This window comes from Collinsella sp. HCP28S3_E12 (genome assembly GCF_052065595.1).
Lineage (GTDB): Bacteria > Actinomycetota > Coriobacteriia > Coriobacteriales > Coriobacteriaceae > Collinsella.
In genome coordinates, this window is record NZ_JBQHTS010000002.1 from 100,185 (window position 1) to 125,112 (window position 24,928).

The following is a 24,928-nucleotide window of genomic DNA, read 5'->3' on the forward strand; positions in this document are numbered from 1 at the left end:
ACCCCGTGCCACCTCGAGCTCACGGGGCCCATAGATATCGATTAGTTGTGTTCTGCTTTAGATGGGTGTCCAGTTTAGTCCGCTCGATAGTGCGATCCGAGGCTTTCGGTCCGTTTGCGCATGGCTTTGGCCATTTCCTGTGCTAGTTGAATCTGCGATTGCAGGCGGGCGAGGGCAGCGATTTCGCTGTCCTGGGCTTTCTGTGTGCTCAAGGTCGTTGCCTCCGTCTTCAAGCCCTCAAGCTCGTGTAGTGCCTTGGATAGGCCCCCTTCGGTGCGGTTGATCATGCAATAGGTACTCATCGTGTGCTTAAGGCCGCGGGTCAGGCGCTCGGCGTCTGTTGTGGCAATGCCATGCTGGGGGAGCGCGACATCCGCCTTTGGGGCCACCTCAGGTGCATTCTGTGCTGCTTGGGCTGCCGAGGCGCCCGCGATGCGCCCAAACACGATGCCGTTGGCGCTTGACAGGCCACCAATGCGATCGGCCCCGTGCATGCCGCCTGTCGCCTCGCCGCAGGCATAGAGGCCCTCAACGCCCGTGTATGCGGTCTTGTCGATTTTGATGCCGCCATTGGCGGCGTGGGCATACATCGCCACACGCATCTCGTCGGTCGGCGCGATGCCGTGCTCGTCTTGTAGCCAGGTGGCAAAGGTCTGCACAAACTCCGGGACGTCCTCGCGGGGGAAATCGTAGTGGAGCGCCAGACCTTCGGTACCCGCTTGATCGATGGCAAGATCGATGGCGCGGGAGGCCAAGCGCGAGGTGAAGGGACCATATCCGGAGCGTTGCTCAAGTAGATCGTCCAGCTTGTCGTCGGCGATATCGACCGGCTGGTCTACATGTACGTAGCGCCAGGTCTTCTCGTTAAAGACAAGGTTGCGCTTGGGCTCGATGAAGCCCGGCATCATCTGCATGAACTCTATATTAGTGAGCGTTGCGCCGTGTGCCAGCGCGATGGACTGCGAGGAGCTGAGCACGTCGGCGGAAGTGAGGCTTCGCTCGAACAGGCCACCCGTGCCACCGGCTGCGATGACGGTGGCCTTGGCTGCCATAGGCACGAGATGCCCGTTTGTGCGGTCGTAGAGTACGGCGCCGATAATCTTTCCGGTCGTGTCCTCAACAAGGTCGATTAGCTCGTGGCGGGGGAGCAGGTGAATGCCGAGAGACTTGATCTGGGCCGTACACGCGTCCTCAAGGGGCTTGCGGGTGAGGCCGCGCCATATGCGTGTCTTATGGTCAAAGCAGGGGATAAATTGCTTTTGCTGGGCGCTCTCGGCGCTTTGCGGACGCTGGAGCTCAACACCTAGATCCTGCTCGAGCCATTGGATGGCCTGGGGAATACCGTGGACGAACGTCTGGACGAGCGTAGGGTCGGCGACACCGCCGCCGACGGCTTGGATGGTGTCGATGAGATCCTGTTCGTCGTCTTCGTTAACGGGACCGATGAGACCTAGGCCCCAGGTGCCCGGGAAAAAGCTCGATCCGCTCATGGTCTTGCCGGCGCTTGCGACGGCAACAGTCGCTCCCGCGCGCGCCGCTTCTATGGCAGCACAAAGGCCCGCAATGCCAGATCCTATTACCAGTACATCAGTCGATTCCATCGGATTCCTTTCTCGTCCGGCGCATTTTCGCATGGGTGATCGGCAATGATGCCGAAAAGACTCGGTAAATCGGTAAAGGGCAAATATGGCAGATGGGCGTTATGGACGCTCTGACGCTCCATCTCATCACATCTCGTATTTCGTCCCAACTGATATATCGGCATTAGCAACCCTGCGGCAGTGCAAACAAAAAGAGCCGCTACCCGGGTGGATAGCGGCTCCAAAGCTCAACTATATGAGCATCGCGCGGGCGCGATTAGGCCTTGAGGGCCTCCTCGACGGCGACAGCACAGGCGACGGTGGCACCGACCATGGGGTTGTTGCCCATGCCGATGAGACCCATCATGTCGACGTGCGCAGGCACGGAGGAGGAACCAGCGAACTGGGCGTCGGAGTGCATACGGCCCATGGTGTCGGTCATGCCGTAAGAGGCAGGGCCGGCGCCCATGTTGTCCGGGTGCAGGGTACGGCCAGTGCCGCCACCAGAGGCGACGGAGAAGTACTTCTTGCCAGCCTCGATGCGCTCCTTCTTGTAGGTGCCAGCGACGGGGTGCTGGAAGCGCGTGGGGTTGGTGGAGTTGCCGGTGATCGAGATGTCGACGTTCTCGTGCCACATGATGGCAACGCCCTCACGGACGTCGTCGGAGCCGTAGCAGTTAACGGCAGCACGGGGACCATCGGAGTAGGGGATGGTCTCGACGACCTTGAGCTCGCCCGTGTAGTAGTCGAACTGGGTCTTCACGTAGGTGAAGCCGTTGATGCGGGCGATGATCTGGGCGGCGTCCTTGCCCAGACCGTTGAGGATAACGCGCAGCGGCTTCTTACGAGCCTTGTTGGCGTTCAGAGCCAGGCCGATAGCGCCCTCAGCGGCAGCGAAGGACTCGTGGCCGGCCAGGAAGGCGAAGCACTCGGTGTCGTCGGAGAGCAGCATAGCGCCCAGGTTGCCGTGGCCCAGACCGACCTTGCGGTCCTCGGCGACGGAGCCGGGAACGGTGAAGGCCTGGATGCCCTCGCCGATGATGGCGGCAGCCTCAGAAGCGTTCTTGGCGCCACGCTTGACAGCGAGAGCGCAGCCGAGGGTGTAGGCCCACTCGGCGTTCTGGAAGGCGATGGACTGGGTGTTGTTGACGATCTCACGCGGGTTGAAGCCCTTGTCGGTGCAGATCTGCAGAGCTTCCTCGAGGGAGGCGATGCCGTTGTCGGCGAGGCACTTGTTGATCTTGTCAGCGCGGCGCTCGTAACCTTCGAACGTAACAGTCATAGTTATTTCCCTCCCTTTCTACTCGTGAACCGGGAACACGCTGGCGACGGAGTGAGTCTCCTCGTCGGTGCGCGGGTCGATGTACTTGGCAGCGTTCTCCCACTGACCATAGTGGCCCATGGCGCCAGCGATGGCCTCCTCGGGGGTCTTGCCGGCCTTGACGGCGTCGGTGAACTTGCCGAGGTTCAGGAACTCGAACGCGATGATCTCGTTCTTGTCGTTGAGAGCCATGCGGGTGACGTAGCCCTGAGCGAGCTCGAGGTAACGAGCGCCCTTGGCCTTGGTGCCGAACATGGTGCCGACCTGAGAGCGAAGGCCCTTGCCGAGGTCGTCGAGGGAGGCGCCCACGGGCAGGCCGCCCTCGGAGAACGCGGTCTGGCTGCGGCCGTAAACGATCTGCAGGAAGATCTCGCGCATAGCAACGTTGATGGCGTCGCAGACGAGGTCGGTGTTGAGGGCCTCGAGGATGGTCTTGCCGGGAAGGATCTCGGAAGCCATGGCAGCAGAGTGGGTCATGCCCGAGCAGCCGATGGTCTCAACGAGGGCCTCCTCGATGATGCCGTCCTTGACGTTCAGCGTGAGCTTGCAGGCGCCCTGCTGAGGTGCGCACCAACCCACACCGTGCGTAAGACCGGAGATGTCGGAAATCTCCTTAGCCTGGACCCACTTGCCCTCCTCGGGGATGGGTGCGGGGCCGTGGTATGCACCCTTGGCAACGGGGCACATGTTCTCCACTTCCTGTGAGTACTGCATGCCTCTCCTCTCTATCGTATTGGCGTCCCGTCTGGAGGTCGTGGCTGGTGATTGCCGGGCGACCCTTCGAAAGGGACATGACATGCAGCCCCTATAATACCGCGAAATGCACGGAATATTCGGCGAACGGCGCAGTTTTCGTAACGAGAAGCGCGGAACTTTCAATTGAAACGATTTAACAAGCTTGGTTGCGGTTATGCGATACGTTATAGGGGGTCAGTTCTGGTCAAGTATTTAGTTAGTTCTTGCCCCTGTTGCGGTGTCTAGCCTGTGGTTATGATGCCATTCGCCGTCGGTTTGCCGCCTTTTACCGTCGACGGGTGCCATTTTGCGTGAATGTTTTGATGGCACGTTTCAATCGTGATGTATTGGATGGTAAGCAGGTCCCGGCGAAGGGAGCACTATGCAGCGCGTTTGGAAAACGATCACCGGTTTTTACCATGTCTGTGCCCGCGGTATGGGCAGTCAGCTGATCTTTGAGAGCGACGAGGACCGGTGGGAGTTTTTGGAGCTGATGCGCGACTGCTGCCGCGATGCCCAGGTAACGATTGTGGCGTGGTGCCTCATGGGCGACCATGTTGATCTGGTACTTTTGGATTATGAGGACAACATGAGTGCAGCCATGCAACGCCTGCTGTTGACGTATGCTCGTCGGTTCAATAAGCGTACCGGGCGTTCGGGCTGCCTGTTCCGGGAACGTTTTGAGCGCTGTTCGCTCGATACCGACCGGGAGGTGATGGAGGCTGTTCGCTCCGTTCACGCCGATCCGCAGGATGCGGGCATCAACCTAATTGAGCGTTATCCCTGGAGCAGCTTTGCGGAGCATCTGCGCGTTTACGACGGTGACGAGGCAGATGCTACGAGGGTATTTTCCGATCCTTCTTGCGTGCTTGAGCTTTTTGGTTCTGCCAAAGCCTTTATTGCCTATTCGCTTTCGACGGCCGACGGCGGCGATCCGGTGATGCGCGATTTGGTAGAGATGGAGTTGGAGCGGCGCACCTTTGCCGACGAGTTGGCGAAGGGATGCGGGGTTGCGCTCCAGAGGGTTAAAGCGGCGCCGCCGGCGCAGCGCAACATCGTTATTCTTGGATTGCACGATGCTGGTTTTACGGTGCGCCAAATTGAGCGGTATACGGGGATAAGCAAAAGTACCGCTTCTCGTATTGTGCGTGCCCGTGCTCGAACGACGGTGCGGACTGATGACAGCCTGGGATAGGGCTGTCTGCCCACTGGGACCATCATTCTAAATGCTTGGACGTTAACTGCACCTCTAAATATGCATAGAATGATTTCCGTCTTGCATAAAACAATAGCTCAGTCCGGTTTTGCCCGTGCCTACCCCCGTCCACGCCGTGCAAAAAGCGGAGTTTTCAGCATCGTAGTGCTGTCGGAACTGCTATAACCTTGCAACTTGCGGGCCCCGAGACAATTATTTGTCTGCCAATACGCCCCGAAGCACGCGTTTGCGTCCCCGTAGACCGTAATGCCTGTTCTAAAACGCAATATATACGCGCCCGAAGGCGCTAATTTATGCTCGTGATTTGTATGCACATAGCTTGGCGTGCTGAAAACTCGCAAAAATGCACGCCGCACCCTAGGGGACCCGTCTGCGGCAGGCAGGAGGCGAGCCGGAGCCTAGTAGGACGGTGCCTGGCGCTTTGCTCGGCGTGCCCCGTGGCCCTGTGGCAAGCCTTTGGTACTGTGAAAAACGCTTGTGCTTGCGGTTGGCCGTGCGATAAATGACAGATTGGGTGCCGGAAGCGTGGCTGCGCGTGCGCTCGTTATGAAAAAGCCGAGCCGCCCGTATCGGGCGGCTCGGCAATCAAAAACCTTGGATTCGGGGCATCCGTTACTGGTTAGCCTGACCCTCGAGCATGCCGTCGAGAGTTCGCCAGGCGAGCTCGGCGCATTTGACGCGGGCGGGCATGTGTGAGATGTCCTGGAGCTGAGCGGCCTCGTCTAAGTCTTCCAAGTCTTCCTCGGAGAGCTCCTCGCCACGGATCATGGCGAGGAAAAGCCCTGCCAGACGACGAGCCTCCTCGACCGTTTCGCCCGTGATGAGGTCGGCCATGATGTCGGCGCTGGCCTGGCTGATGGCGCAGCCGTGCCCGGTAAAGGAAGCCTCCTCGATTACATCGTTCTCGACACGCAGCTGCAGGGTGAGCTCATCGCCGCAGCTGGGGTTGATGCCGTCGTGCTCGTGCGTGGGGGCATCCATCTCGTACTTGTAGTCGGGGTGGGAGTTGTGCTCCATAAACGTGGTGGAGGTGTACAGATTACCCATTGAACGTACTCCAAACGTGATGCAGGCCGGCGATGAACTTATCGATATCGGCCTTGTCGTTGTAGAAGGCCACGCTGGCGCGGCAGCAGGCAAGGTTCTCGACGCCCAGCCAGGTGAGCAGCGGCTGCGCGCAGTGGTGGCCGGCACGGATGCAGACGCCGTCCATGTCCATGATGCTCGCGACGTCGTGAGGGTGGATGCCCTTGACGTTAAAGCTCACGACCCCGTGGTGGTTGTCCCAATAGATGGAGCCGATGATCTGGACAAAGTCGAGCTGCATGAGCTCGCCCATCAGGTAGTGGACGAGTGCCTGCTCTCGTGCCTGGATGTTTTCGTAGCCCACCGTATTAACCAGGTAATCAAGCGCCGCGCCCGTGGCGAAGATGCCGGCGGCGTCCTGCGTGCCGGCCTCGAACTTCTCGGGGACGGGCGCCCAGGCGGCGTCCTGCTCGGTGACCGAATCGATCATCTCGCCACCGGTAAGCATGGGCGGCATGGCGTTGAGCAGATCCATCTTGCCCCACAGCACGCCGATGCCCATGGGGCCCATGGCCTTGTGCGCGCTAAAGGCAAAGAAGTCGGCTCCCAGATCGGCCACATCGACCGGCATGTGCGGCAGCGACTGCGCGCCGTCGACGACCAGATAGCCGCCGTACTTGTGCACGAGCTTGCCGAGATTCTTGACCGGGTTCTCGACGCCCAGCACGTTAGAGACCTGACCCACGGCCAAGATCTTGGTCTTGGGGCCAACCTTGGCAAGCACTTCCTCGGTCGTGAGCTGACCGGTCTTGGTGGGGTAGAGGTAGACGAGCTTGGCGCCGGTCTCGCGGCAGACCTGCTGCCACGGAATCAGGTTGGAGTGGTGCTCCATGATGGTGATGACGACCTCGTCACCGGGCTCGAGCACCGTGGGCGCAAAGCTCTTGGCGACCAGGTTGAGCGACTCGCTCGTGTTGCGGGTGAAGACGATCTCATTAGCCTGGGAGGCGCCGATGAGGTCAGCGATCTGCTGGCGCACCTTCGCGATGGCATCGGTGGCCTCGACGGACAGCGAGTACAGGCCGCGCAGGGGGTTGGCGTTCATACGCTGGTAGAAGTCGCGCTCGGCGTCGAGCACGCAGGCGGGGCGCTGCGCGGTGGCGGCGCTATCGAGGAAGGCAATCTCGGGGTGCTGTTGGAACAGCGGGAACTGCGCCTTGTAGGGGTTGGTCTCGATGTCGACGGTCGGCCAGCCACGCGAGGCCTCATCGCTGGCGTCGAACTCCATGGGCTCGGGGGCAGTACAGGTATCGCATTTAACGTGCTCGGTGTCGATCATGCGAGCTCCTCCTCAAAGTTATCGATCAGGTTGTTGCCCAGGCGGACGACGGCGGCGCGGGTGCGCTCGTCGGTCGCGGAAAGTGCGGCGTCCTCCAGCTTGGCACGGATGAACAGGTCCTCGGCGGCATTTTGGTCAAGACCGCGGCAGGCGAGGTAGAACAGCTGCTCGTCGCGGACGTGGCCGATGGTGGCGCCGTGGTTGCCGGCGACGTCGTCCTCGTCGCAGAGGATGACGGGAACGGTCTTGTTGTCGACGCCCTTGTTGGCCAACAGCACCGTCTCGCGCTCGGTGCCGACAGCACCCTTGCAGCCGTGCACGAGGTCGATGGTGCCGCGGTAGACCTTCTTGGACGTGCCGGTCAGCACGCCGTTGGCATCGATCTCGCACTCGGTCTTGCGGCCGCGGTGGCGCAGCTCGTAGTTAAAGTCGCGCACTTGTTCGCGAGCACCCAGGTAATCGGTATCGATCGTCACCTTGGCGGTGTCGCCCAGCAGGTCGCCGGCAAGGCCGGTGGCGCTGGCGCCAGCACCCAGTACGGTGTGCTGCACGTTGACGCGCGCGCCCTCGTCCAGGAACAGGCCGGTGTCGTCGAGTGCGATCCAGCTGTCGTCGAGCGTCTGCGTGCAGGTCACGTTGACGGTGGCGTACTCGTGGGCGCACACCCGCAGCACGGAGCCCACGACGCCTTCGCCGGTAACGGGGGAGTCCAGGGCGATCTGCAGGTCGAGCGTTGCCTGCGGGCGGGCGACGACATCGATGGCGGCAATCGCAGCCGCGGCGTCGACGCCACTCACGCGTACGGTGACCGTGGCACGGCCGTAGGCGGGCACATCGATGACGATGTGCTTGGTGGCATGGTCGGCCAGATAGGCGTAGGCGGCCTCGCCCATGCCGGTCTCGAAGGCTTCAGCGGGGGAGAGCTCCTCCTCGAGCTTGATGGCGCCGGCCTGGTAGACGGAAGTGGCAGGCACGTCGAGCTCGGTCTCGGGCGTGATGCGGGCGCGGTCGGCGGCGTCGCCGGGGGCAGAGGCGCGGCGCTCGGGGAAGCGCTCGGCCATGGCGTCCATGGCGGCGTCGAAGGCGTCGGCCGCACCATGGATCTGCTCGTCCAGGCCCTCGACCTCAACGGTCTCGGCAGGAGCGGCAGCAAGTTCGTCCGAAAGCTCGAGCTTGGTCTGGTTCATCTTGAGCCAGCCCCAAGTGGCAGCCGGCATCGCGTTGACGCCCCCGATCTCCTGCAGCACGCCGTCTCGGGGCTCCGACCCTCCTCGCGTACCTTTAGTACGCGTCGTCGGGCTCGTCGCTCCCGATACGTCGCACTGCAGAAGCTCGGATGACGTAAATGCGTTCGGCGTGTTCGTGGTCTGTTTCATTATCCGATCGCTCCTTCCATCTCGAGCTTGATCAGGTTGTTCATCTCGACGGCGTACTCAAGCGGCAGCTCCTTGGAGACCGGGTTGGCAAAGCCGTTGACGATCATGGTGCGGGCCTCTTCCTCCGAGATGCCGCGGCTCATCAGGTAGAACACCTTGTCGTCGCCGATGCGGCCGATGGTGGCCTCGTGGCCGATGTCGACGTTCTTGGCGCGGATGTCCATGGCGGGGATGGTGTCGGAGCGGCTCTGGTCGTCGAGCATCAGCGACTGGCAGCTCACGGTTGCCTTGGAGCCCTCGGCCTTAGGCGTGGCCACGATGGAGCTGCGGAAGGTCTGGATGCCGCCGCTCTTGGAGATGCCCTTGGTCTCGACGGTCGCCGAGGTCTCGGGCGCGTTGAGTACGACTTTGCAGCCGGTATCGAGGTTCTGGCCGGCGCCGGCAAAGGTGATGCCGGTAAAGCTCGAGCGGGCGCGGCGGCCGTTGAGCACGCTCATGGGGTAGAGGTAGCCCACATGGCTGCCGAAGGAGCCGCTGATCCACTCGATGTCGCCGTCCTCGTCCACGCGCGCACGCTTGGTGTTGAGGTTGTACATGTTCTTGGACCAGTTCTCGATGGTCGAATAGCGCAGGTGCGCACGCTTGCCCACAAAGAGCTCCACAGCGCCGGCGTGGAGGTTGGCCACGTTGTACTTGGGCGCGGAGCAGCCCTCGATAAAGTGCAGGTCGGCATCGTCCTCGACGATGATGAGCGTGTGCTCAAACTGGCCGGCGCCCTTGGCGTTGAGGCGGAAGTAGCTCTGCAGCGGAAAATCGAGCTTGGTGCCCTGGGGCACGTAGACAAACGAGCCGCCCGACCATACTGCGCCGTGCAGGGCCGCAAACTTGTGGTCGGTGGGCGGGATGAGCGTCATAAACTTCTCGTGGATGAGTGGCTCCCACTGCGGGTCGTGCAGGGCCTCCTCGATGCCGGAGTAGACGATGCCCATCTTGGACGCGGTGTCCTGCATGTTGTGGTAGACGAGCTCGGAGTCGTACTGCGCGCCGACGCCCGCCAGGTAGCTGCGCTCGGCCTCGGGGATGCCCAGGCGCTCAAAGGTGTTCTTGATGTCGTCGGGCACCGACTCCCAGTCGTGCTTTTGGTCGGTGTTGGGCTTGACGTAGGTGACGATGTTGTCCATGTCCAGGCCCTCGATGGAGGGGCCCCACGTCGGGTCGGGAAAACGGTTGAAAATCTCGAGGGACTTGAGGCGCAGGTCGAGCATCCACTGTGGCTCGTCCTTTTTGGCGCTGATCTCGCGCACGATGTCGGGCGTGATGCCGGCGTCGAGGCGCTCGAATCCCTCCTCGCCATAGGTGAAGTCGTAGAGGCTGCGGTCGATGTCCGCGACCTCGGTGCGGTTCTTGGTCATTGCGTCGCCCCTTTACGCCTGCTGCTCGGCAGCGGCGGCCTCGGCCTGGGCGCGCTGCTCGGCGGCCTCGCGCTCGAAGGCCTCAAAGCCGTTCTTGTCGATCCAAGGGATCAGCGAGGCGTCGTCCTCGCGCACGATGTGGCCCTTGACCATAACGTGGACGCGGTCGACATCCAGGTGCTCCAGGATGCGCGTGTTGTGCGTGATGATGAGCATGGAACCGTTGCAGCTCTTGCGGTAGGCGTCCATGCCGTGGCTGACGGTGGACAGGGCGTCGACGTCCAGGCCGGAGTCGGTCTCGTCCAGGATGGCGAGTTTGGGCTGCAGCAGCAGAAGCTGGAGCATTTCGACCTTCTTTTTCTCGCCGCCCGAGAAGCCTACGCCCAGCTCGCGGTTGAGGTAGGCGGTGTCCATGTTGAGCTCGGCCGCGAGCTCCTTGACGCGACGGCGGAATTCCTTGCCCTTCATCTCCAGGCCGGGGCGGCCGGCGATGCTGGCGCGCAAAAAGCTCGACAGCGGCACGCCCGGGATCTCGACCGGAGCCTGGAAGCTCAGGAACAGGCCGGCGCGCGAACGCTTGTCGGTGGTGAGCTCGGTGATGTCCTGGCCGTCAAAGACGATGCGCCCGTTCTGCACGGTGTAGACGGGGTCGCCCATGACCAGGTGGCCGAGGGTGGACTTGCCGGCGCCGTTGGGCCCCATCAGCACATGGGTCTCGCCGGCGGCGACGTTGAGGTTGACGTTGTGGAGGATGGTCTTCTCGTCCACGGAGGCGGTCAGACCTTCGATGGAAAGCAGCGGATTTGCGCTCATGCTGTCCCTCTCTGTATATGGTGTACTCATAGGTGTACTAAACCCTAGGAATCTTCTCGGAATAAAGTTACTATGGGTTCGGCGTTAGTCAAGGGAAAACCCGACTAATCCACTCGACTTTTCAGATGTGGGACATAATAATCGGGATTGTCTGTCCCACACGCTTGGCATCGGGGGCAAACTCTGCTGATGATTTTTTCTCAAGCGCACCGGGAGGGTAGGTATGCTCATTTCTTCTAAGGGCCGCTATGCCCTCCGTTTGATGATTTATATCGCGGCGCTCGGTGACGCCGAGGGCAAAATCGCCCTGCGCGAGATTGCCGACCGTGAGCATATTTCGCAAAAGTATTTGGAGCAGCTGGTCCGTCCGCTTATGAAGGCGGGCCTGCTCAAGAGTGTGCGCGGCAAGGGCGGCGGCTACATGATGGCCGTGGACCCGGCCGAGGTGCGAGCCGGCGATATACTGCGCGCTGTCGAGGGCAGCACGGCGCCCGTCGCATGCGATGGCATCGATAACAACTGCACTCGCAGCGATCTGTGCTCTACTGTGAAGTTCTGGCGCGGTCTGGACGACGTGATTGAAAAGTACGTCGACGGCGTGACGTTGGCCGACTTGGCGGCCGTGCCCGAGATTAACTTCGATATCAAGCTGTAACTCGAGCGCAATTCCTCAAGATTTCGCGGAGGGCGTTACCGTTTGTCGAGTTGTTGTTGTACGACATCGGTCTTGCTGCGATACTTAAATCTATCTTTGCAAACTGCACTTTAACTACACCAATGCAAGGAGGATCTTATGCAGCCCAAGCATTCTGCGATTGTTGCCGGATTGACGCTGGCTCTTTCGTTTGGCGCCGTTGCCGCGCCCGCGCCCGCTGCTGCGGATGAGCCCACGCCGGGCGTTGCCTCGGATGCCACCGATATCGATAAGGGCCTTTATACCCAGCAGTCTTTCTCGGGCGTGCTGAGGTCGGTCCAAGGTGTCTCGTTTGTCAATGTGACCAGCGAGATGAAGTACTTTACCAAGTATGAGAGCCACGGCAACTATAACCAGGGCTTTTCGTATGGCGACGGCTATAACGCGCTGGGCTATTACCAGTTCGACCGACGCTGGTCGCTCGTCCCGTTTATGAAGCAGGTCTATAACTACAATCCTGCCAAGTACGGCATGCTTAAGTCTGCAATTGAACGCGGGGGCGATATCTCCAACGCAAGCAACCCCATGTATTCCAATGGCCAGCTGACGGAGCTGGGCCGTATTGCACAGGAGGCCTTCCAGGGCGCCTATAATGCCGATCCGGCTGAGTTCTCGGCGCTGCAAGATTCATATGCATACAACTCCTATTACGCGGTGACCGAGGCCTGGCTCAAGAGCGCGCTTGGTATTGATATCTCTGGCCGCGTCGATTGCGTCAAGGGTATGGTGTGGAGCATCACCAACATGTGCGGCACCTATGGCTGCCAGGACTTTTTCCGCTGGGCAAATCTTACAAACGATATGACCGACCGTGAATTTGTGACGGCGCTTTCCAGCAGCGTGGTCAATAACGTTGCCCGTAAGTACTCGAGCCAGCCGCAATATCACGAGGGCTGGAAGAACCGTTACAAGAACGAGCTTAAGGATTGCCTGGTCTATATTACCGAGGACGAGGCCGCGGCGACGCCGCCGGTCGAGCCTGAGCCCGAGCCTGAGCCCAAGCCCGTGACTCCAGCGCCTAGCCAGGCGCCCGCCGCTCCCGTTGCTCCCTCTGGGCCTAGTGCCGATACCAATGGTGCCGACGAGGATACCGTCGATGCTCCTTCATACGATGCCGGAGCAAGCGACGGAAATGGCGATGTCGCATCGGGCGGCAGCGCGGGGTCTGCCTCGCCTTCGAATTCCGCAGATGCTGCGGCAGGGTCTGGTTCTTCCGCCGGTGGATCGACTGCCGGTTCGAGCGACTCGTCGACGAATGGCAAACCCTCTGCGAGCGAACAACTTGGCTCCATGTTTGGCTCCTCGCTGATGGTTGACATCAACAGCAGCTCGTCTTCCAAGAAGGATGGCTCCGACCAGGGCGCTACGGAAAAGACCGAGGATGCTAAGGGCGATTCGAAGGACGAGGGTTCTAAGGGGTCTGATTCCGACAAGGGCACGGAATCAGACGGTGCGGAATCGAAGGATCCCCGCCTTGATAAGGATGGCAAGCACACGGACGACAATGGGTCCAAGGGCCTGGTTGATGATGCCGCCGACCAGAACCAGGGTAAGACCAAGGTTGTGACTGCTTCAGCCACGACGACTGAGTCCTCTAAGGGCAGCATGCCCAAGACGGGTGACTTGATTTTGATGGCGAGCCTTGCCAGCGCGAGCTTGGCCACATTGGGCGCTACGTCTATTGTGAGCGGTAAGCATAAACTTGACCAGCAAAACAAAGACGCTGCGGAGAAAGACGCCCAAAAGTAGGCTCTCAGCGAGTGTTTTGCCTTAGGGATTGAAATAGGGGCCCGATGCGATAGCACCGGACCCCTATTTGTTGCGAATCGTTTTGTTATGCCCCCCTTATGGAGTCATTTCTACCGTTACCCGAATCATTTGTTGAACAATAAAATTGTTATCAAGATAGTCGCTAAAATGGCATCGTTATTATAAAAGGGGAGATAAAACGGTGTCTGAACAGGCAATGTATGATATTGATAACACCTTTGACGTAAAGTTGCTCAATCCCGGCGGAAATGCTGTTCTGCCGATTGATATTCATGATTTTGCCGATGCCGCCGATCATTGTGTTTTAGTTGATAAGACCATGTTTATTGCCGATATCTTAGATTGCGAATCGACTGTGGCGCTTTGTTGTCGGCCTCATGGGTTTGGCAAGAGTATGAACCTCTCCATGCTCAAATGTTATCTGGAGCGTCCTGTGCCCGGCTCGTCGAGCGTGAATCTGTTCATCGGTAGCCAAATATGGGACGCAGAAGATGGCATCTATCGTGATGAGTATGCACGCTATCCGGTCATTGTTTTGGATTTTTCTGCTTCCTCCTATCGAGGCGGCGATGCCGAGGCCGCCATGCGCGATGCCGTCGCTCGTGAGTGCGCTCGTCTGTTGCCGCTGCTGGAAGTTCCCGATTTAGCGCGCGGCGACGTGCGCCATATCGAGCGCGTAGCACGTGGTGTTGCCGCTCCTGATGAAATCGATTCGGCTCTTGGCGTGTTAATCGAGCTCCTCCGTATGGCATGTGATGAACAGGTTGTGCTGCTGGTTGATGGGTATGACGCGGCGTTTTCGAATCATATGCAGGTGCAGGCCGCCTATGGCTCGTGCTTTATCGAGTTGCTTGACCGCCTGCTCTTTGAGGGCATTGTCTCCTCGTTCGATTCTTTGCGGCTGGTTTGCTTGATGGGGGAGCGACCCGGCCCCGCGCAGGCGGCATTTGCGCATCGCAACTGCCCGTATTGTTTGGCTTCGCCCTTGTCGAGCTGGTGCGATCGCCGCTTTGGTTTTTCGGATGCCGAAAACAGGGCGCTGCTAGATTACACTGGTCAGAGCGACAGACTGGATTGCGCGCGTGAATGGTTCGAAGGCTACCGGTTTGGCGGGTTCTATTGTTCGAACCCGACGCGTGTGGTTGAGTTCTTGGCTCGGGGCTGCCTGCCGCCAACGCGCTTTGATGTATGTTGCTATGCCGATTGTCTGAACGAGACTGTGGGCGCCTGGGATTTAAGATGGCTTGCGGCAATGTTTGATTTGCTTAATCCGTATGGCTGTGTTAAGGGGCCACTGTGCTTGGACGCCGTGAAGCCTGATGCCGGGACAGCGGAAGGTATTTGGACCGATTTGTATTTGAGTGGACTCCTGACGACAGATGCGACTGATCGCCAGGCGGACGGCAGTCTGCCCCGCGCCCTGCGCCTTCCCAATAACGAGCTCCGGCATGCGCTGCGTCTTGTGATTATCGAATGGTTCGAGTGCGCTGCCGAGAGTGCCGAGACTATCGATGATTTCCAAGAGGGTCTTTGCCGCGGAGACGAGCGTGCAGTTAGGCGAGCTTTGGACGCAATTATTAATGACTTGGGCGTCGATGGAGACGTGTCGGATTTGCTACTGGCTTTTCGTTTGGCACTGCAGGGTCTTTGTTTTGGGTTGCCTGGGTATGCCGACCCCGTTACAAAACGAGCGCACGGTTCGGAGTTTGGGGGTTTCCAGGTGTTTCCGGCCGCCAATACCTTTGATGCGGCGGATACACTTGGCATATTGGATAGCCGCCCGCTGATCTCGGTCAGCATGCTGTACGACCCCGATGTCGATGCGTTGGGCCTAGAGCTTCTGTCGGTACAGGCATTGCTCGATATCGAGCGGAGCGGTCTCGACGACATTCGCGTGCCACGTCCTGCCGTGGGCCGCATGCGCTGGGGGTTTGGCTTTGATGGACAGCGAGTTGCCGTCGCATGTCAGAAGTTATAGGAGGGCCGGCTTTACTCGGTTTCCTTCATGGGCGGCATGGGCTTCCAGTTGGGGTCGCGTACGATCTTGCGGGCATCCTTCATGCCACGGCGCAGCGCCGGAATGCCGGTCTTAAAGCACTTGTCGACGGCGGCAAGGCGGATAAACTCCTTGCAGAAGGTCGCCACATTGCCCAAACGGAACAAAATGGGGTGGTAATCACCGTAGATTTGCATGTAGCGGGCCAAGTAGCCGCGGTTACGCATGATGTAGTAGCGATTGGTGTCACTGGTGGAATTGAGCTGACGCTTACCGGCGATATCCCAGTTGGAGACGGCGCGGGCGCGCTTGAGCACCACGTCGGCAACCACGGCGGCAGGGAAGTGTTGGCTGGCGACATAGCCATAGCAGGCATCGTCGCCGTAGATAAAGAAACGAGCGTCAGGCAGGCCGATCTTGTCGACAACGCGGCGTGAGAACAGGCCGCCCTCAAAGCACAGCTGGTTCATGGCGCGATAGCCCTCGGGTCCCAGGTCCCACTTAGCGATGGGGTTGGGGATGCCAAGCGAAAGGATAAGCTGGTACTGCCAAAAGAAGGCGCCGCCGTCAAAGTCCAGGCGCGAACCCTGGATGACGTCGTAGCGGTCGGTCCACTTGGCCAGGCGCTCGATGCCCTCCGGGATGACGAGCACGTCGTCGTCCATCACCCAAAACCACTGGGCGCCCAGATCGTAGGCGCACTTGGTGCCGGCGGAAAAGCCGCCCGCGCCGCCACCGTTTTTGAGCTGCGGGGCGTAGATGACGCGGTCGGTGCCGCCCTGCGCGTCGGGCTGATCGGCGTCGATGCCCCACAGGTTGGCGAGGCGCTCGTTAAACGCCGCGCACATGGCCTTGGTCTCGCGCGAATTCTCGTTGTCGACGATCACGATACGCCAGGGCGTTGCCGTGAGCTCGGTCATGGAGTCGAACAGGTTGGCCAGGAGTTCCTGGCGCTTATAGGTGACGACGACGATGGCGAGCTTGTCGATGGGAGCGGGGAGGGTAGAAGTCATGAACGAGAATATCCTTTCGCGTGGGCAGCATATCGGCCCTGCGGAATAAACAACGTGTCCCATGGGACACGACTATTGTAAGCGTAGGCGGGCGCCCGCGGGTAATGTTCCGCTAATCAGCAAGAACGTTTGCTACAAGCCTGGTTGACGTGTGGCGAGATTTCAAGCGCGCATTGTGGTATTACGTAGGTGCCGATTCCTGTGGACGCGATCTTTCTGTTTGGATGCCCTGTGAATAAAACTCGTTTAGCTTCCTTTGCCGATAGCCTTCCCGTCAAGGTCATGTTGCTGTTTTTGGTTTTTCAGGTCGCATTCGTCCTGAGCAATACCGCGGCGAATTGCCTGCCGAGGCCCGTTGTCGAGTCACATGCGCAGGGTTCGGAGTCCTCTGCCCTGTTGTCTGACATGTATGTCTACGACCACCGTGTTGCAGCTGGTCCTGTTTGCTTTGATAACAATCGCTTTATCATTGAAGTCGCACAGCAAATGGACCAAGGTTCTCCGTTTAAGACGATGACTGTTGCCGAGATTGATGACGTTACGAAAGCCGGCGGGATTACGCATCAGCAGTACTATCGGTATTGGCATGGATGGCAGCTACTTACGAATGTCTGCCTGTTTATTGGTGGTATCGACGTTGTCGTGGTGCCTGCGGCCGCTCTGGCGATTGCCGGCTCCGCTTGCGCTTACGTTGCCTTGCGGAAGCGATTTTCAAAGCCATTGACGTTGGGGTTCCTTACAATCCTGTTGTTCTCGACCAACCTGTTTTTCAATTTTATCGGTGATCTGCTGCTGTGCATCTCGTTCTTTGTGGCGCTCATCATGATGTCTTGCATGAGCCTTCGTTTGGGCTCGGCCCCGAACGCACGGGTTTTCACAAGCCGCCTTGTCCTTTGGTCGATAGCGACGGGCGCCGTGTTTTCGTTTCTTGACTTTTTAACGATTCCTGCCGCAGTTGTCGCCCTGCATTGCTTTTTCGCCTTCATTGCGCTCCCCAAGGATGAGCGCCCCAAGCGTTGCGTCGTCACGATGCTGCAGGCGCTCTTTGGGTTTGGGCTTTCGTTTGTGTTTACCTGGGCGATGAAATGGGTTGTCGCGGCATTTGTGCTGGGCTGGGACGAGGTCTTTTCGAACGTTCTGGGCGAGATGGGCCTTTGGTCTGCGCATGGGACTTCGTCACTGTTGCCCCAGGCTGACTGGCCTCAGATTTTGAAGGCGTTTTATTACATGAGCCCGCAGCTGTTTGCCATTTGCTCAACAGCTGGTTATGCGATGATCTCGAACGTCGTTTGTCTTGTTTCGTTTGCTGCCGTATTAGCGATTTGGGTTGCCGTGCTCGTTTGCTCGATACGGGGCGGCGCGCAAGGCGGTCGTCGTCGAAAGGTGTTGATCCAGTCGCTGCTCATGGCACTGCCTCTGGTTGTTGTTCTGGGTTATTTCGTTGTTATGCATGACCATGCGATCGTTCATATTCCGGTATTTGGCTGCAAGAATTGGGCGATTGTCTTTGCGATTTTATTTGTTTCAGGTGTAAGCGCGCTTCGTGGTCTGAGGAGTCAGAAGGACGTCTAGCTGTTCATGTGGGCCTTGATGGACTTGACTACGGCCCTGCGCGCGATATCCATGAGGAGCAGGGCAAGCGCGAGGCAAAGGCTCATAAGGATTCCGAGCAAAATGGCGGCGGCTGGACGGGGCTCTCCCGTTTGGATGCCTGTCGCCATGGTGTAGATTGCCTTGTCGAAGATGGGGCGCCAGACATTGCAGGTAAACGATTGTACGGCGTAGAAAGCGAGTGTTCCTGCGGCGAGAGACACGATTGTCTTGTCTGCGGCTGAGGTTTCGTGGCGCGGCTGATGGAGCGCTGCGGCGGCAACGGATGCGGCGGCCAAGATAAAGGATATGACGGAAGTGGACTTGAAGGAGAGCTTCCAGAGCGCGTCGTACTGGCTATTTGCCGATAGCAGAAGCTCGAGCGCGATGGTGGTGGCAACGAGTCCGATGAGTACGATCTTGGATTTTTGAGCGCCGGATGCGTTTCCGTGGTATTCGAGGGCAAACCACATTTCTCCAGCTGCAATAAACGCGACCAGGTAGGTAACTGCGCTCATGAGTTTGCGCCACAGAATGATACCGGCCGCTTCGTTTGCCGTCGCCGCGATGTAGCAGTTGATTCCAAATGTTGCGAGCACAAGAAGGGCTACGACAAACGGGGCTCTTTTGCTGCCGATTCGCTGTCGTATCAGCGCAATCACTGGGACAAGCAATACGGAGACGGCGTAGACCCAGATAAACTCGATGCCCAACGTGAGCCAGCCAATCTCATGCAGCGAGATTTCTGGTAGGGGATAGACGTACATCGAAACAAACAGGCAGGTGGCGCAATAAAAGAGCGTGGGCAAGACGATCTTTTTGAGGCGATCAAGCGATTTAAGCGTGAGACCCTGCGCGGATGAACCGTTTTGGAGGGCGCGTACCGCCGAGGGAATAAGGAAGTATCCCGAGATCATAAAGAAGACCTCGTTGGCCCAGCAGCCCAGCAGGTTGATAAAGCCGAGCGCGCCGGAGTAAGGGAACACAGCGAGCGGCGCGTATTCCGGTAGGCTGGTGCAGACGGCTTGGAAGGTCCACTGAAAGGTATGGAACACCGCGATACCGGCGACCGCTACCAAGCGCAGCGCCTCGATGGAGGTATTTCTGCTTGCTTTGCTGCCCATCAGACTATTTTCCAGCGCGTGCGTTGTATGAGCTAAAGTGCGATGTGATCATTTTTAGAGTTTGCTTGGGCCCCTTGTTCCATACGTTATACAAGCCCTCGCCCACGAGGTCCTTGGCGTATGCGCAGTAGCTGATTTTAGGGTTGGCGATACCCATATACTCGGAATAGAGCTTTTTGGCCGCGGGAGTAACGCGAGAATTGGCAAATACCAGCTCTTGCGGCATGCGTTCGAACATCTTGTGGATGGCCTGCTCGATTTCGGGGTGCCCTTCAATTCCGGTGTGCTCAATCATGATGCCCATATAGGTGAAGCCACGTGTGATTTGGGGTGTCCAAACGGCGGGGTCGGTGACGTTGAGCCGCTCAAGAATATCGACCATATCGTTCCAGCGATTAAACGGCATCAAGGGGTCACGCTTGGCCAGAGCGGCCGCCTTTTCGGGTGTTTCCTCGCGGTAGCAGTAATACGACTTGGGCCAGTAAGCGATCGCCTTTGCCTGGCAGAGCGTTTCGACAAGGAATGGATTATCGGCCCAGCCCGCACCGGGGATTTCCTTAAACCAGATATTGTTTTGCAACAGGAAGTCGCGACGATAGATTGCCGACCAAATGGACGGATGATGGGCCAGCAGGTGTGGAGCGTCGTGAATGGTGAACGGTTGCCGAGGCGGTTTAATGCGACCGCGATATGCGCAATGTAGTTTGACCTCTTGGGGGGTATCGGGGTTGCGAATGATCCAATACGGGGTCTCAATAATATCGAGCTTGTTCGGATCGCCAAATTCGCGCTTGGCAAAGGCAAGCATGTCGGAGTACATTCCGGGCTCGATCCAGTCATCGGGCTCGAGGACGGCAATCCAGTCGCCCTTTGCCTCGCGAATGCCCAGATTACAGGTTGCGCCGTAACCCTGGTTTGCCTTATCGATCACTCGAACGCGCGAGTCGCGCGCAGCGAAATCTTGCATAATGGCGAGCGAGTTGTCGGTGGATCCGTCGTTGATGGCGAGGATTTCCAGCTCAATTTTCTTTTCGTTTAATAGGCTGCCTATAGCCTGAGAAAGATACGGCTCGGCATTGTAAGTAGGCACGATTACGGTCAGCATTCAAACACTTTCTCTAGGCGATTTGGAAGAATTATACCTAATTGCGTTTGCAACGGTTTTAGTTGCGTTTGGGTGAAGGCAACGGTAAGGGTTGCTTCACTCTCTTCAAGCAGATTATGGGAAAATGGTACAAGCCAGAGCTAAATGGGGGGCGATGCGCATGGGGCGAAAATACGGCAATATCTTGGTTACGGGCGGCTGTGGTTTTTGCGGTTCGGCGTTTGTCCGCTATGTCGTGAATAATGTTCCGAATGTACGCGTCACCGTCTTGGATAAGCTGACCTATGCTGCTAATCCTGACGGCATTGCTGGGCTTCCGGAGGACAGGGTTAAGCTTGTTGTTGGTGACATCTGCGATTCGGATTTGCTTGATCGAGTCGTTCCCGGGCACGATGCAATTATTCACTATGCCGCGGAGTCCCATAATGACAATTCGATTGTCGATCCTAGCCCGTTTATAAAAACGAATGTCGAGGGCACATACCAACTCTTGGAAGCTGCTCGTAGACACCATGTCAGGTTTCATCACATTTCGACTGATGAAGTGTTTGGAGACCTGGCGCTTGATGATCCGCGTAGATTTACCGAGGAGTCTCCTTATCGACCGAGTAGCCCCTATTCAAGCTCCAAGGCGGCATCTGACATGCTTGTGAGAGCTTGGATTCGTACCTATGGTCTGCAGGCAACAATTTCTAATTGCTGTAATAACTATGGTCCATATCAGCACACCGAGAAGTTCATTCCGCATTCGATTGCATGCGTCCGGCGCGGGGAGTGTCCTAAATTGTACGGGGACGGTCTAAACGTACGCGATTGGATTCATGTCGATGACCACGCTCGTGCTGTTTGGCTCATTTTGACCAAAGGGAGGATCGGGGAGACCTATCTTGTCGGAGCCAATTGCGAGCGCAGCAATCTCGAAGTCCTCAAGACCATTCTTAAAGCAATGGGCAAAGACGAAGACTTTATCGATTGGGTTAAGGACCGTCCCGGCCATGATCGACGGTACGCCATAGACGCTAGCAAGCTCCGCCGCGAGCTTGGTTGGGCGCCGATCCATGGTGACTTTGCAGCAGAGATTTCGCGATTGTGCTATTGCAACATGCTTTTAACCTGATTGGCCTTTCGGGGTTAAGCTGCTGCTCACGAATCTCTCGACGATGGGGCGCGCTTCTTGGCATAGAGTGTAAGCAACCGTATGAAAGGGGACAGACATGGGCAATCGAAAAGCTATGTTTGCTTCGGTGTTTATCGTGCTTCTGTTGGGAATTTGTCTCGTTCCCGCATTTGCTGAAGACAACGCGGCTACCGGCCAAGATACAAATGCCTCTCTGGCTGCAGACCAGTTGAACGAGTCCGAGCTCGTTACCAACGAAGTTATGTCCGTGGACAGTACGTCCGATTCGAATGCATCGGATTCGACTGATGCTGTGAAACCGGAAAAGCCCAAGTCTGTCTATGATCTCGCTTCCGAGCACGTCGATGACCTTACGGATGGGTTGTACACTTTTGGCTCTTCGGTTAACAGCAATTTTGTACTTGATGTTCCTGGTGGCACGGCGTCTGCTGGCAGAAAGTTGCAGCTGTACAGTGAGAACAAGACGAATGCTCAGGTCTGGCGAGTGTCTCACGATCAGAATGGCTTTGTTGTCATTGCTTCTGTCAAGGGTTGCACGCTTGATGTCCCCGGCGGCAGCGCGAGCAATAGGAATCCCGTTCAGCTTTGGTCCGATAACGGCACCCTTGCGCAGCGCTGGGTCGCAATTAAAGAAACCGATGGCAGCTACACCTTTATTTCGGCGCTCAACCAGTCGTTTGCCATTGACGTGGCGGGTGGAGTTGCCGCAAATGGCTCTGCCGTGCAGTTGTATGAGGCAAATGGTACGGCAGCTCAGCGATGGGTACTAACGCCTGCCAAAACCGAGCAGCAGCAGCTCGATGATCGGGCGGCGGCGCATCTCGCTGACCTTCCTGATGGGACATATGCTATGTTGGCCTCGAATGATTCGTTTGCGCTGATCACAGACGGCGGATCGCTGTCCTTTGACAAGTTCAGATATTCAGGCGTTCAAACGTTCGATGTCTCAACTACGTCGGACGGGTATCGCACCATTGCGATTCATGGTGCCGGGGCGGTTCTGGATGCGGCGGGCGGCAATGACGCCAACGGCACGAAGCTGCAGACCTATGCCGCCAATGGAACCAAGGCCCAAAAGTGGATCATCGAGAAAGACGGCGAGCGCTATCGGATTGTGTCGGGCTTGAACGGACAAAAGGTCGCCGACGTCCCCGGTGGCTCTATTGTGCCCGGCGCAGGACTTCAGCTATACAGTGCAAATGGAACAGCAGCCCAATCCTTCTATTTTGTGGATCCGACGGTCGTACGTTCCGAGCTCGATAAGCTCGCTTCCGTTAACCGGGAAGTCGTCAAAGACGGAGACTATGCGATCGTTGCTGGTCCGGACTTGTCTCGAATGGTTCTCGATGTTGTCGGCGGCTCTGCTTCTAGCGGTGCAAACGTGCAGATCTATCAATCGAATACGACTGCCGCACAGCGTTGGCGTGTTTCGCATGACGATGACGGCTACCTCACAATAGCGAACGTAAAGTCTGGCAAAGTCCTTGATGTTTCCGCGGGTTCAACTTCCCTGGGAACGAACGTCCAGCAGCACGCGGCTTGTGGCGATGCGAACTATGCACAAAAGTGGATTGCGGTACCGAATGGTGATGGAAGCGTTCGACTTCTTTCTGCTGTTTGGCAACAGCGCGCACTTGACGTTGCCGGCGGCTCGCTGAACTCTCAGACAAACGTGCAGTTGTATGCTTCGAATGGAACTGCCGCGCAGCGCTTTACCTTTATTGCCGCGAACCCTGCGTCAGTTGGTCCGTGCGATGACATTTTGAAAGACAAGGGCTGGTTCGTTATTTCACCCTCTTCAAATGGCGCTGTTGCCTTTGACGTTGCCGGTGGCTCATTAAAGAACGGGGGCAACGTTCAGACATATTCCTGCAATGGCACGCTGTCCCAGCTATTTAAGGCTGAGTATCGAGACGGTTACTATGTTCTGCGTAATGCTGGTTCCGGTAAGGTGCTCGATGTTGCGGCTGGTGACGTTGTCCCCGGGACGAATGTCCAGCAGTGGGATGAAAGTCCCAACGACAACCAGCTTTTCAGTGTCATTGCCAATGAGGACGGAAGCTATTCGTTCATCAATAAGGGCACAGGGCTCATGCTCGCTGTGTCCGGTTCAAATCTGGTTGTTGCCACGGCGGGAGATTCTGTCCAGACGTCGTTTGTCTTTGCCGAGCAAGAAGACCTGCTGAGCGAAGGCCTTTATGAGGTCTATCCGTCTGCAAATTCCTCCTATGCACTTGATGTCGCGGGTGCATCCGCTGACTCCGGCGCTAACGTTCAGCTCTATACCGGCAATGGTTCCTTCGCCCAAAAATGGCTGCTTAAAAAGGTGGATGGAGCGAAGAATACCTATACGTTTGAATCTGTTTGCTCAACTAACAGACTTGCTGTTTCCGGTACCAATGTTTGCACGATGGCACCGGCAGATGTGAAGGTGCAGCAATGGGTGGCGCGAATCGATAGCAATGGTATTGAGTTTGTGTCGGCGGATGACCAAGACCTTTCGCTTGATGTGAAGGGCGGTAATTTTGCGTCGACTTCCAATATTCAAGTCCACTCCTCCAATGGCTCCGCTGCGCAGAGATTCCGCCTGCGCGCTACTTCGGCAACCATCGACAATGGTACGTATTTCATCCGAATGGCTTCTCACGCGGGATCGGTTTTAGATGTTTCTGGCGGATCGCACTCGGACGGTGCAAACGTTCAGATTTGGCAGAACAACGATTCGGGTGCTCAAAAATGGAACTTCTCTCGTAACGGTGATGGCTCTTACAACATCGTAAATGCCGCCAGTGGCAAGGCTCTTGACGTAAAAGATGGGGCTGCATCTTCTGGAACCAATATCCAACAATGGTCTAGGAATGGCAGTGCTGCCCAGCGTTGGTTTATCGATTATGTACCCGGTGGATTTAAGCTGTCTTCCGCTCTGAATGGAGCGTTCGTAATCGATGTTTCTGGAGGCAACAGCGCAAACGGAACGAACGTCACTCTGCACGCAAGTAACGATTCAAGGGCGCAGCGGTTTACCTTCAGAGCTGCTACGTACGTGCAGCCGCTGCCTGCCGATCAGCAGGCAATGTATAACCGTGCGCAGTGGTATAACAGCAACACGGAATGGCTAATTTTGACTGATACCGTTGGATGCCGTACAGGTATTTTTAGGGGCTCTCGTGGTAATTGGAGGCTCTGGTCCTTCTGGCAGTGTGCTCCAGGCAAAAATGGGTCGCCAACGGTGCTGGGTGAGTTCTCTGTTTACGGAAAGGGCATTTCGTTTGGACACGGATATACCTGCTGGTACTACACGCAGTTTTATGGAGACTATTTATTCCATTCGCAGCCTTGTTATACGGGAACGTTCAATGTGATGGATCACACGATGGGCCATCGCGCGTCGGCTGGGTGCATTAGGCTTACAACCGATTACGCTAAATGGATCTATGACAACATCCCCTATGGAACGAAGGTAGTTAACTACTAAAACTACTAAGGTAGAAGGCGGCTCGCGTTTGGCGAGCCGCCTTCTTTTGACGCAAAGAGTTGCATATTGCGCTAAACCGCGATTAAATGAAACAAAAGTATATGCATTTTTTCCACATGTTGGATTGCATGATGCGATGCTTAAGTAATACGAACTCGTGGGGAAATGCACTACGTCGTAGGTGTTGGCGAGACCTTCTGGGGGA

At 57.5% G+C, this 24,928-nt stretch carries 18 protein-coding genes; 7 read left to right on the forward strand and 11 right to left on the reverse strand.

What is annotated here, in order from left to right; all coding sequences use genetic code 11:
* Positions 1-74: 74 nt before the first annotated feature.
* From ACTNBY_RS01305 to ACTNBY_RS01315, 3 genes are all read right to left on the reverse strand, one after another.
* On the reverse strand, positions 75-1,601 hold the full coding sequence (locus tag ACTNBY_RS01305; RefSeq protein ID WP_441063074.1) for an FAD-dependent oxidoreductase: 1,527 nt from the start codon (positions 1,599-1,601) through the stop codon (positions 75-77).
* 256 nt (positions 1,602-1,857) lie between these two features.
* Entirely contained in the window at positions 1,858-2,862 is a 1,005-nt protein-coding gene (locus ACTNBY_RS01310) for a GGGtGRT protein (protein WP_154518278.1), read from the reverse strand.
* 18 nt (positions 2,863-2,880) lie between these two features.
* A complete protein-coding gene (locus tag ACTNBY_RS01315) occupies positions 2,881-3,615 on the reverse strand; it encodes an iron-sulfur cluster assembly scaffold protein (protein ID WP_006235554.1) in 735 nt (244 codons plus the stop codon).
* A gap of 403 nt (positions 3,616-4,018) precedes the next feature.
* Between ACTNBY_RS01315 and ACTNBY_RS01320 the strand changes: the two genes are divergently transcribed.
* Positions 4,019-4,831, forward strand: coding sequence for a transposase (locus ACTNBY_RS01320; RefSeq protein WP_441063075.1), 813 nt, complete (start codon positions 4,019-4,021; stop codon positions 4,829-4,831).
* Between the two features lie 633 nt (positions 4,832-5,464).
* Here the strand turns inward: ACTNBY_RS01320 and sufU are convergent.
* From sufU to sufC, 5 genes are read right to left on the reverse strand one after another with little or no spacing between them, the layout of a single operon-like run.
* Entirely contained in the window at positions 5,465-5,899 is a 435-nt protein-coding gene (sufU, locus tag ACTNBY_RS01325; protein WP_427718807.1) for a Fe-S cluster assembly sulfur transfer protein SufU, read from the reverse strand.
* On the reverse strand, positions 5,892-7,217 hold the full coding sequence (locus tag ACTNBY_RS01330; protein WP_441063076.1) for an aminotransferase class V-fold PLP-dependent enzyme: 1,326 nt from the start codon (positions 7,215-7,217) through the stop codon (positions 5,892-5,894). The genes sufU and ACTNBY_RS01330 overlap by 8 nt, the downstream gene beginning before the upstream one ends.
* Positions 7,214-8,593 (reverse strand): SufB/SufD family protein, encoded by a 1,380-nt coding sequence (locus ACTNBY_RS01335; protein WP_441063077.1) that lies wholly within the window; start codon positions 8,591-8,593, stop codon positions 7,214-7,216. Before ACTNBY_RS01335 ends, ACTNBY_RS01330 begins: the two co-directional genes overlap by 4 nt.
* Positions 8,593-10,005 carry a Fe-S cluster assembly protein SufB gene (sufB, locus tag ACTNBY_RS01340; RefSeq protein WP_441063078.1) on the reverse strand — a complete coding sequence of 471 codons (1,413 nt, stop codon included), beginning with the start codon at positions 10,003-10,005 and terminating at the stop codon, positions 8,593-8,595. Before sufB ends, ACTNBY_RS01335 begins: the two co-directional genes overlap by 1 nt.
* A 12-nt stretch (positions 10,006-10,017) precedes the next feature.
* Positions 10,018-10,818 (reverse strand): Fe-S cluster assembly ATPase SufC, encoded by an 801-nt coding sequence (gene sufC / locus ACTNBY_RS01345; RefSeq protein WP_427718800.1) that lies wholly within the window; start codon positions 10,816-10,818, stop codon positions 10,018-10,020.
* A gap of 223 nt (positions 10,819-11,041) precedes the next feature.
* Here sufC and ACTNBY_RS01350 point away from each other — a divergent pair, with 223 nt between their 5' ends.
* The 3 genes from ACTNBY_RS01350 (at position 11,042) to ACTNBY_RS01360 (ending at position 15,260) form a co-directional block, all read left to right on the forward strand.
* Positions 11,042-11,473 carry an RrF2 family transcriptional regulator gene (locus ACTNBY_RS01350; RefSeq protein WP_154518293.1) on the forward strand — a complete coding sequence of 144 codons (432 nt, stop codon included), beginning with the start codon at positions 11,042-11,044 and terminating at the stop codon, positions 11,471-11,473.
* Between the two features lie 138 nt (positions 11,474-11,611).
* Positions 11,612-13,261 (forward strand): hypothetical protein, encoded by a 1,650-nt coding sequence (locus ACTNBY_RS01355; RefSeq protein WP_441063079.1) that lies wholly within the window; start codon positions 11,612-11,614, stop codon positions 13,259-13,261.
* A 202-nt stretch (positions 13,262-13,463) separates the two neighbouring features.
* Positions 13,464-15,260 (forward strand): AAA family ATPase, encoded by a 1,797-nt coding sequence (locus ACTNBY_RS01360; protein WP_441063080.1) that lies wholly within the window; start codon positions 13,464-13,466, stop codon positions 15,258-15,260.
* Between the two features lie 11 nt (positions 15,261-15,271).
* On the opposite strand, the gene ACTNBY_RS01365 is transcribed toward ACTNBY_RS01360, so the two are convergent.
* The gene (locus ACTNBY_RS01365; RefSeq protein ID WP_441063081.1) at positions 15,272-16,291 is read right to left on the reverse strand and encodes a glycosyltransferase; all 1,020 of its coding nucleotides are present in this window, start codon (positions 16,289-16,291) and stop codon (positions 15,272-15,274) included.
* Positions 16,292-16,492: 201 nt separating this feature from the next.
* Here ACTNBY_RS01365 and ACTNBY_RS01370 point away from each other — a divergent pair, with 201 nt between their 5' ends.
* Entirely contained in the window at positions 16,493-17,863 is a 1,371-nt protein-coding gene (locus ACTNBY_RS01370) for a hypothetical protein (protein ID WP_441063082.1), read from the forward strand.
* Here the strand turns inward: ACTNBY_RS01370 and ACTNBY_RS01375 are convergent.
* Together ACTNBY_RS01375 and ACTNBY_RS01380 are read right to left on the reverse strand one after the other, a co-directional pair.
* Positions 17,860-19,005, reverse strand: a complete 1,146-nt coding sequence (locus tag ACTNBY_RS01375; RefSeq protein ID WP_441063083.1) for an acyltransferase family protein — start codon at positions 19,003-19,005, stop codon at positions 17,860-17,862. The genes ACTNBY_RS01370 and ACTNBY_RS01375 overlap by 4 nt on opposite strands.
* Before the next feature lie 4 nt (positions 19,006-19,009).
* Entirely contained in the window at positions 19,010-20,110 is a 1,101-nt protein-coding gene (locus tag ACTNBY_RS01380) for a glycosyltransferase family 2 protein (RefSeq protein ID WP_441063084.1), read from the reverse strand.
* A gap of 154 nt (positions 20,111-20,264) precedes the next feature.
* Between ACTNBY_RS01380 and rfbB the strand changes: the two genes are divergently transcribed.
* Both rfbB and ACTNBY_RS01390 read left to right on the forward strand, forming a co-directional pair.
* Positions 20,265-21,227: a dTDP-glucose 4,6-dehydratase gene (rfbB, locus tag ACTNBY_RS01385; protein WP_441063117.1), complete on the forward strand. Its 963-nt coding sequence runs from the start codon at positions 20,265-20,267 to the stop codon at positions 21,225-21,227.
* Between the two features lie 97 nt (positions 21,228-21,324).
* On the forward strand, positions 21,325-24,723 hold the full coding sequence (locus tag ACTNBY_RS01390) for an RICIN domain-containing protein (RefSeq protein WP_441063085.1): 3,399 nt from the start codon (positions 21,325-21,327) through the stop codon (positions 24,721-24,723).
* Positions 24,724-24,928: the final 205 nt, after the last annotated feature.

Bases quoted from the DNA above. Each gene is read 5' to 3' on its own strand.
- ACTNBY_RS01305 (WP_441063074.1), bottom strand. From the start codon at position 1,601: ATGGAATCGACTGATGTACTGGTAATAGGATCTGGCATTGCGGGCCTT.
- ACTNBY_RS01310 (WP_154518278.1), bottom strand. From the start codon at position 2,862: ATGACTGTTACGTTCGAAGGTTACGAGCGCCGCGCTGACAAGATCAAC.
- ACTNBY_RS01315 (WP_006235554.1), bottom strand. From the start codon at position 3,615: ATGCAGTACTCACAGGAAGTGGAGAACATGTGCCCCGTTGCCAAGGGT.
- ACTNBY_RS01320 (WP_441063075.1), top strand. From the start codon at position 4,019: ATGCAGCGCGTTTGGAAAACGATCACCGGTTTTTACCATGTCTGTGCC.
- sufU (WP_427718807.1), bottom strand. From the start codon at position 5,899: ATGGGTAATCTGTACACCTCCACCACGTTTATGGAGCACAACTCCCAC.
- ACTNBY_RS01330 (WP_441063076.1), bottom strand. From the start codon at position 7,217: ATGATCGACACCGAGCACGTTAAATGCGATACCTGTACTGCCCCCGAG.
- ACTNBY_RS01335 (WP_441063077.1), bottom strand. From the start codon at position 8,593: ATGAAACAGACCACGAACACGCCGAACGCATTTACGTCATCCGAGCTT.
- sufB (WP_441063078.1), bottom strand. From the start codon at position 10,005: ATGACCAAGAACCGCACCGAGGTCGCGGACATCGACCGCAGCCTCTAC.
- sufC (WP_427718800.1), bottom strand. From the start codon at position 10,818: ATGAGCGCAAATCCGCTGCTTTCCATCGAAGGTCTGACCGCCTCCGTG.
- ACTNBY_RS01350 (WP_154518293.1), top strand. From the start codon at position 11,042: ATGCTCATTTCTTCTAAGGGCCGCTATGCCCTCCGTTTGATGATTTAT.
- ACTNBY_RS01355 (WP_441063079.1), top strand. From the start codon at position 11,612: ATGCAGCCCAAGCATTCTGCGATTGTTGCCGGATTGACGCTGGCTCTT.
- ACTNBY_RS01365 (WP_441063081.1), bottom strand. From the start codon at position 16,291: ATGACTTCTACCCTCCCCGCTCCCATCGACAAGCTCGCCATCGTCGTC.
- ACTNBY_RS01375 (WP_441063083.1), bottom strand. From the start codon at position 19,005: ATGGGCAGCAAAGCAAGCAGAAATACCTCCATCGAGGCGCTGCGCTTG.
- ACTNBY_RS01380 (WP_441063084.1), bottom strand. From the start codon at position 20,110: ATGCTGACCGTAATCGTGCCTACTTACAATGCCGAGCCGTATCTTTCT.
- rfbB (WP_441063117.1), top strand. From the start codon at position 20,265: ATGCGCATGGGGCGAAAATACGGCAATATCTTGGTTACGGGCGGCTGT.
- ACTNBY_RS01390 (WP_441063085.1), top strand. From the start codon at position 21,325: ATGGGCAATCGAAAAGCTATGTTTGCTTCGGTGTTTATCGTGCTTCTG.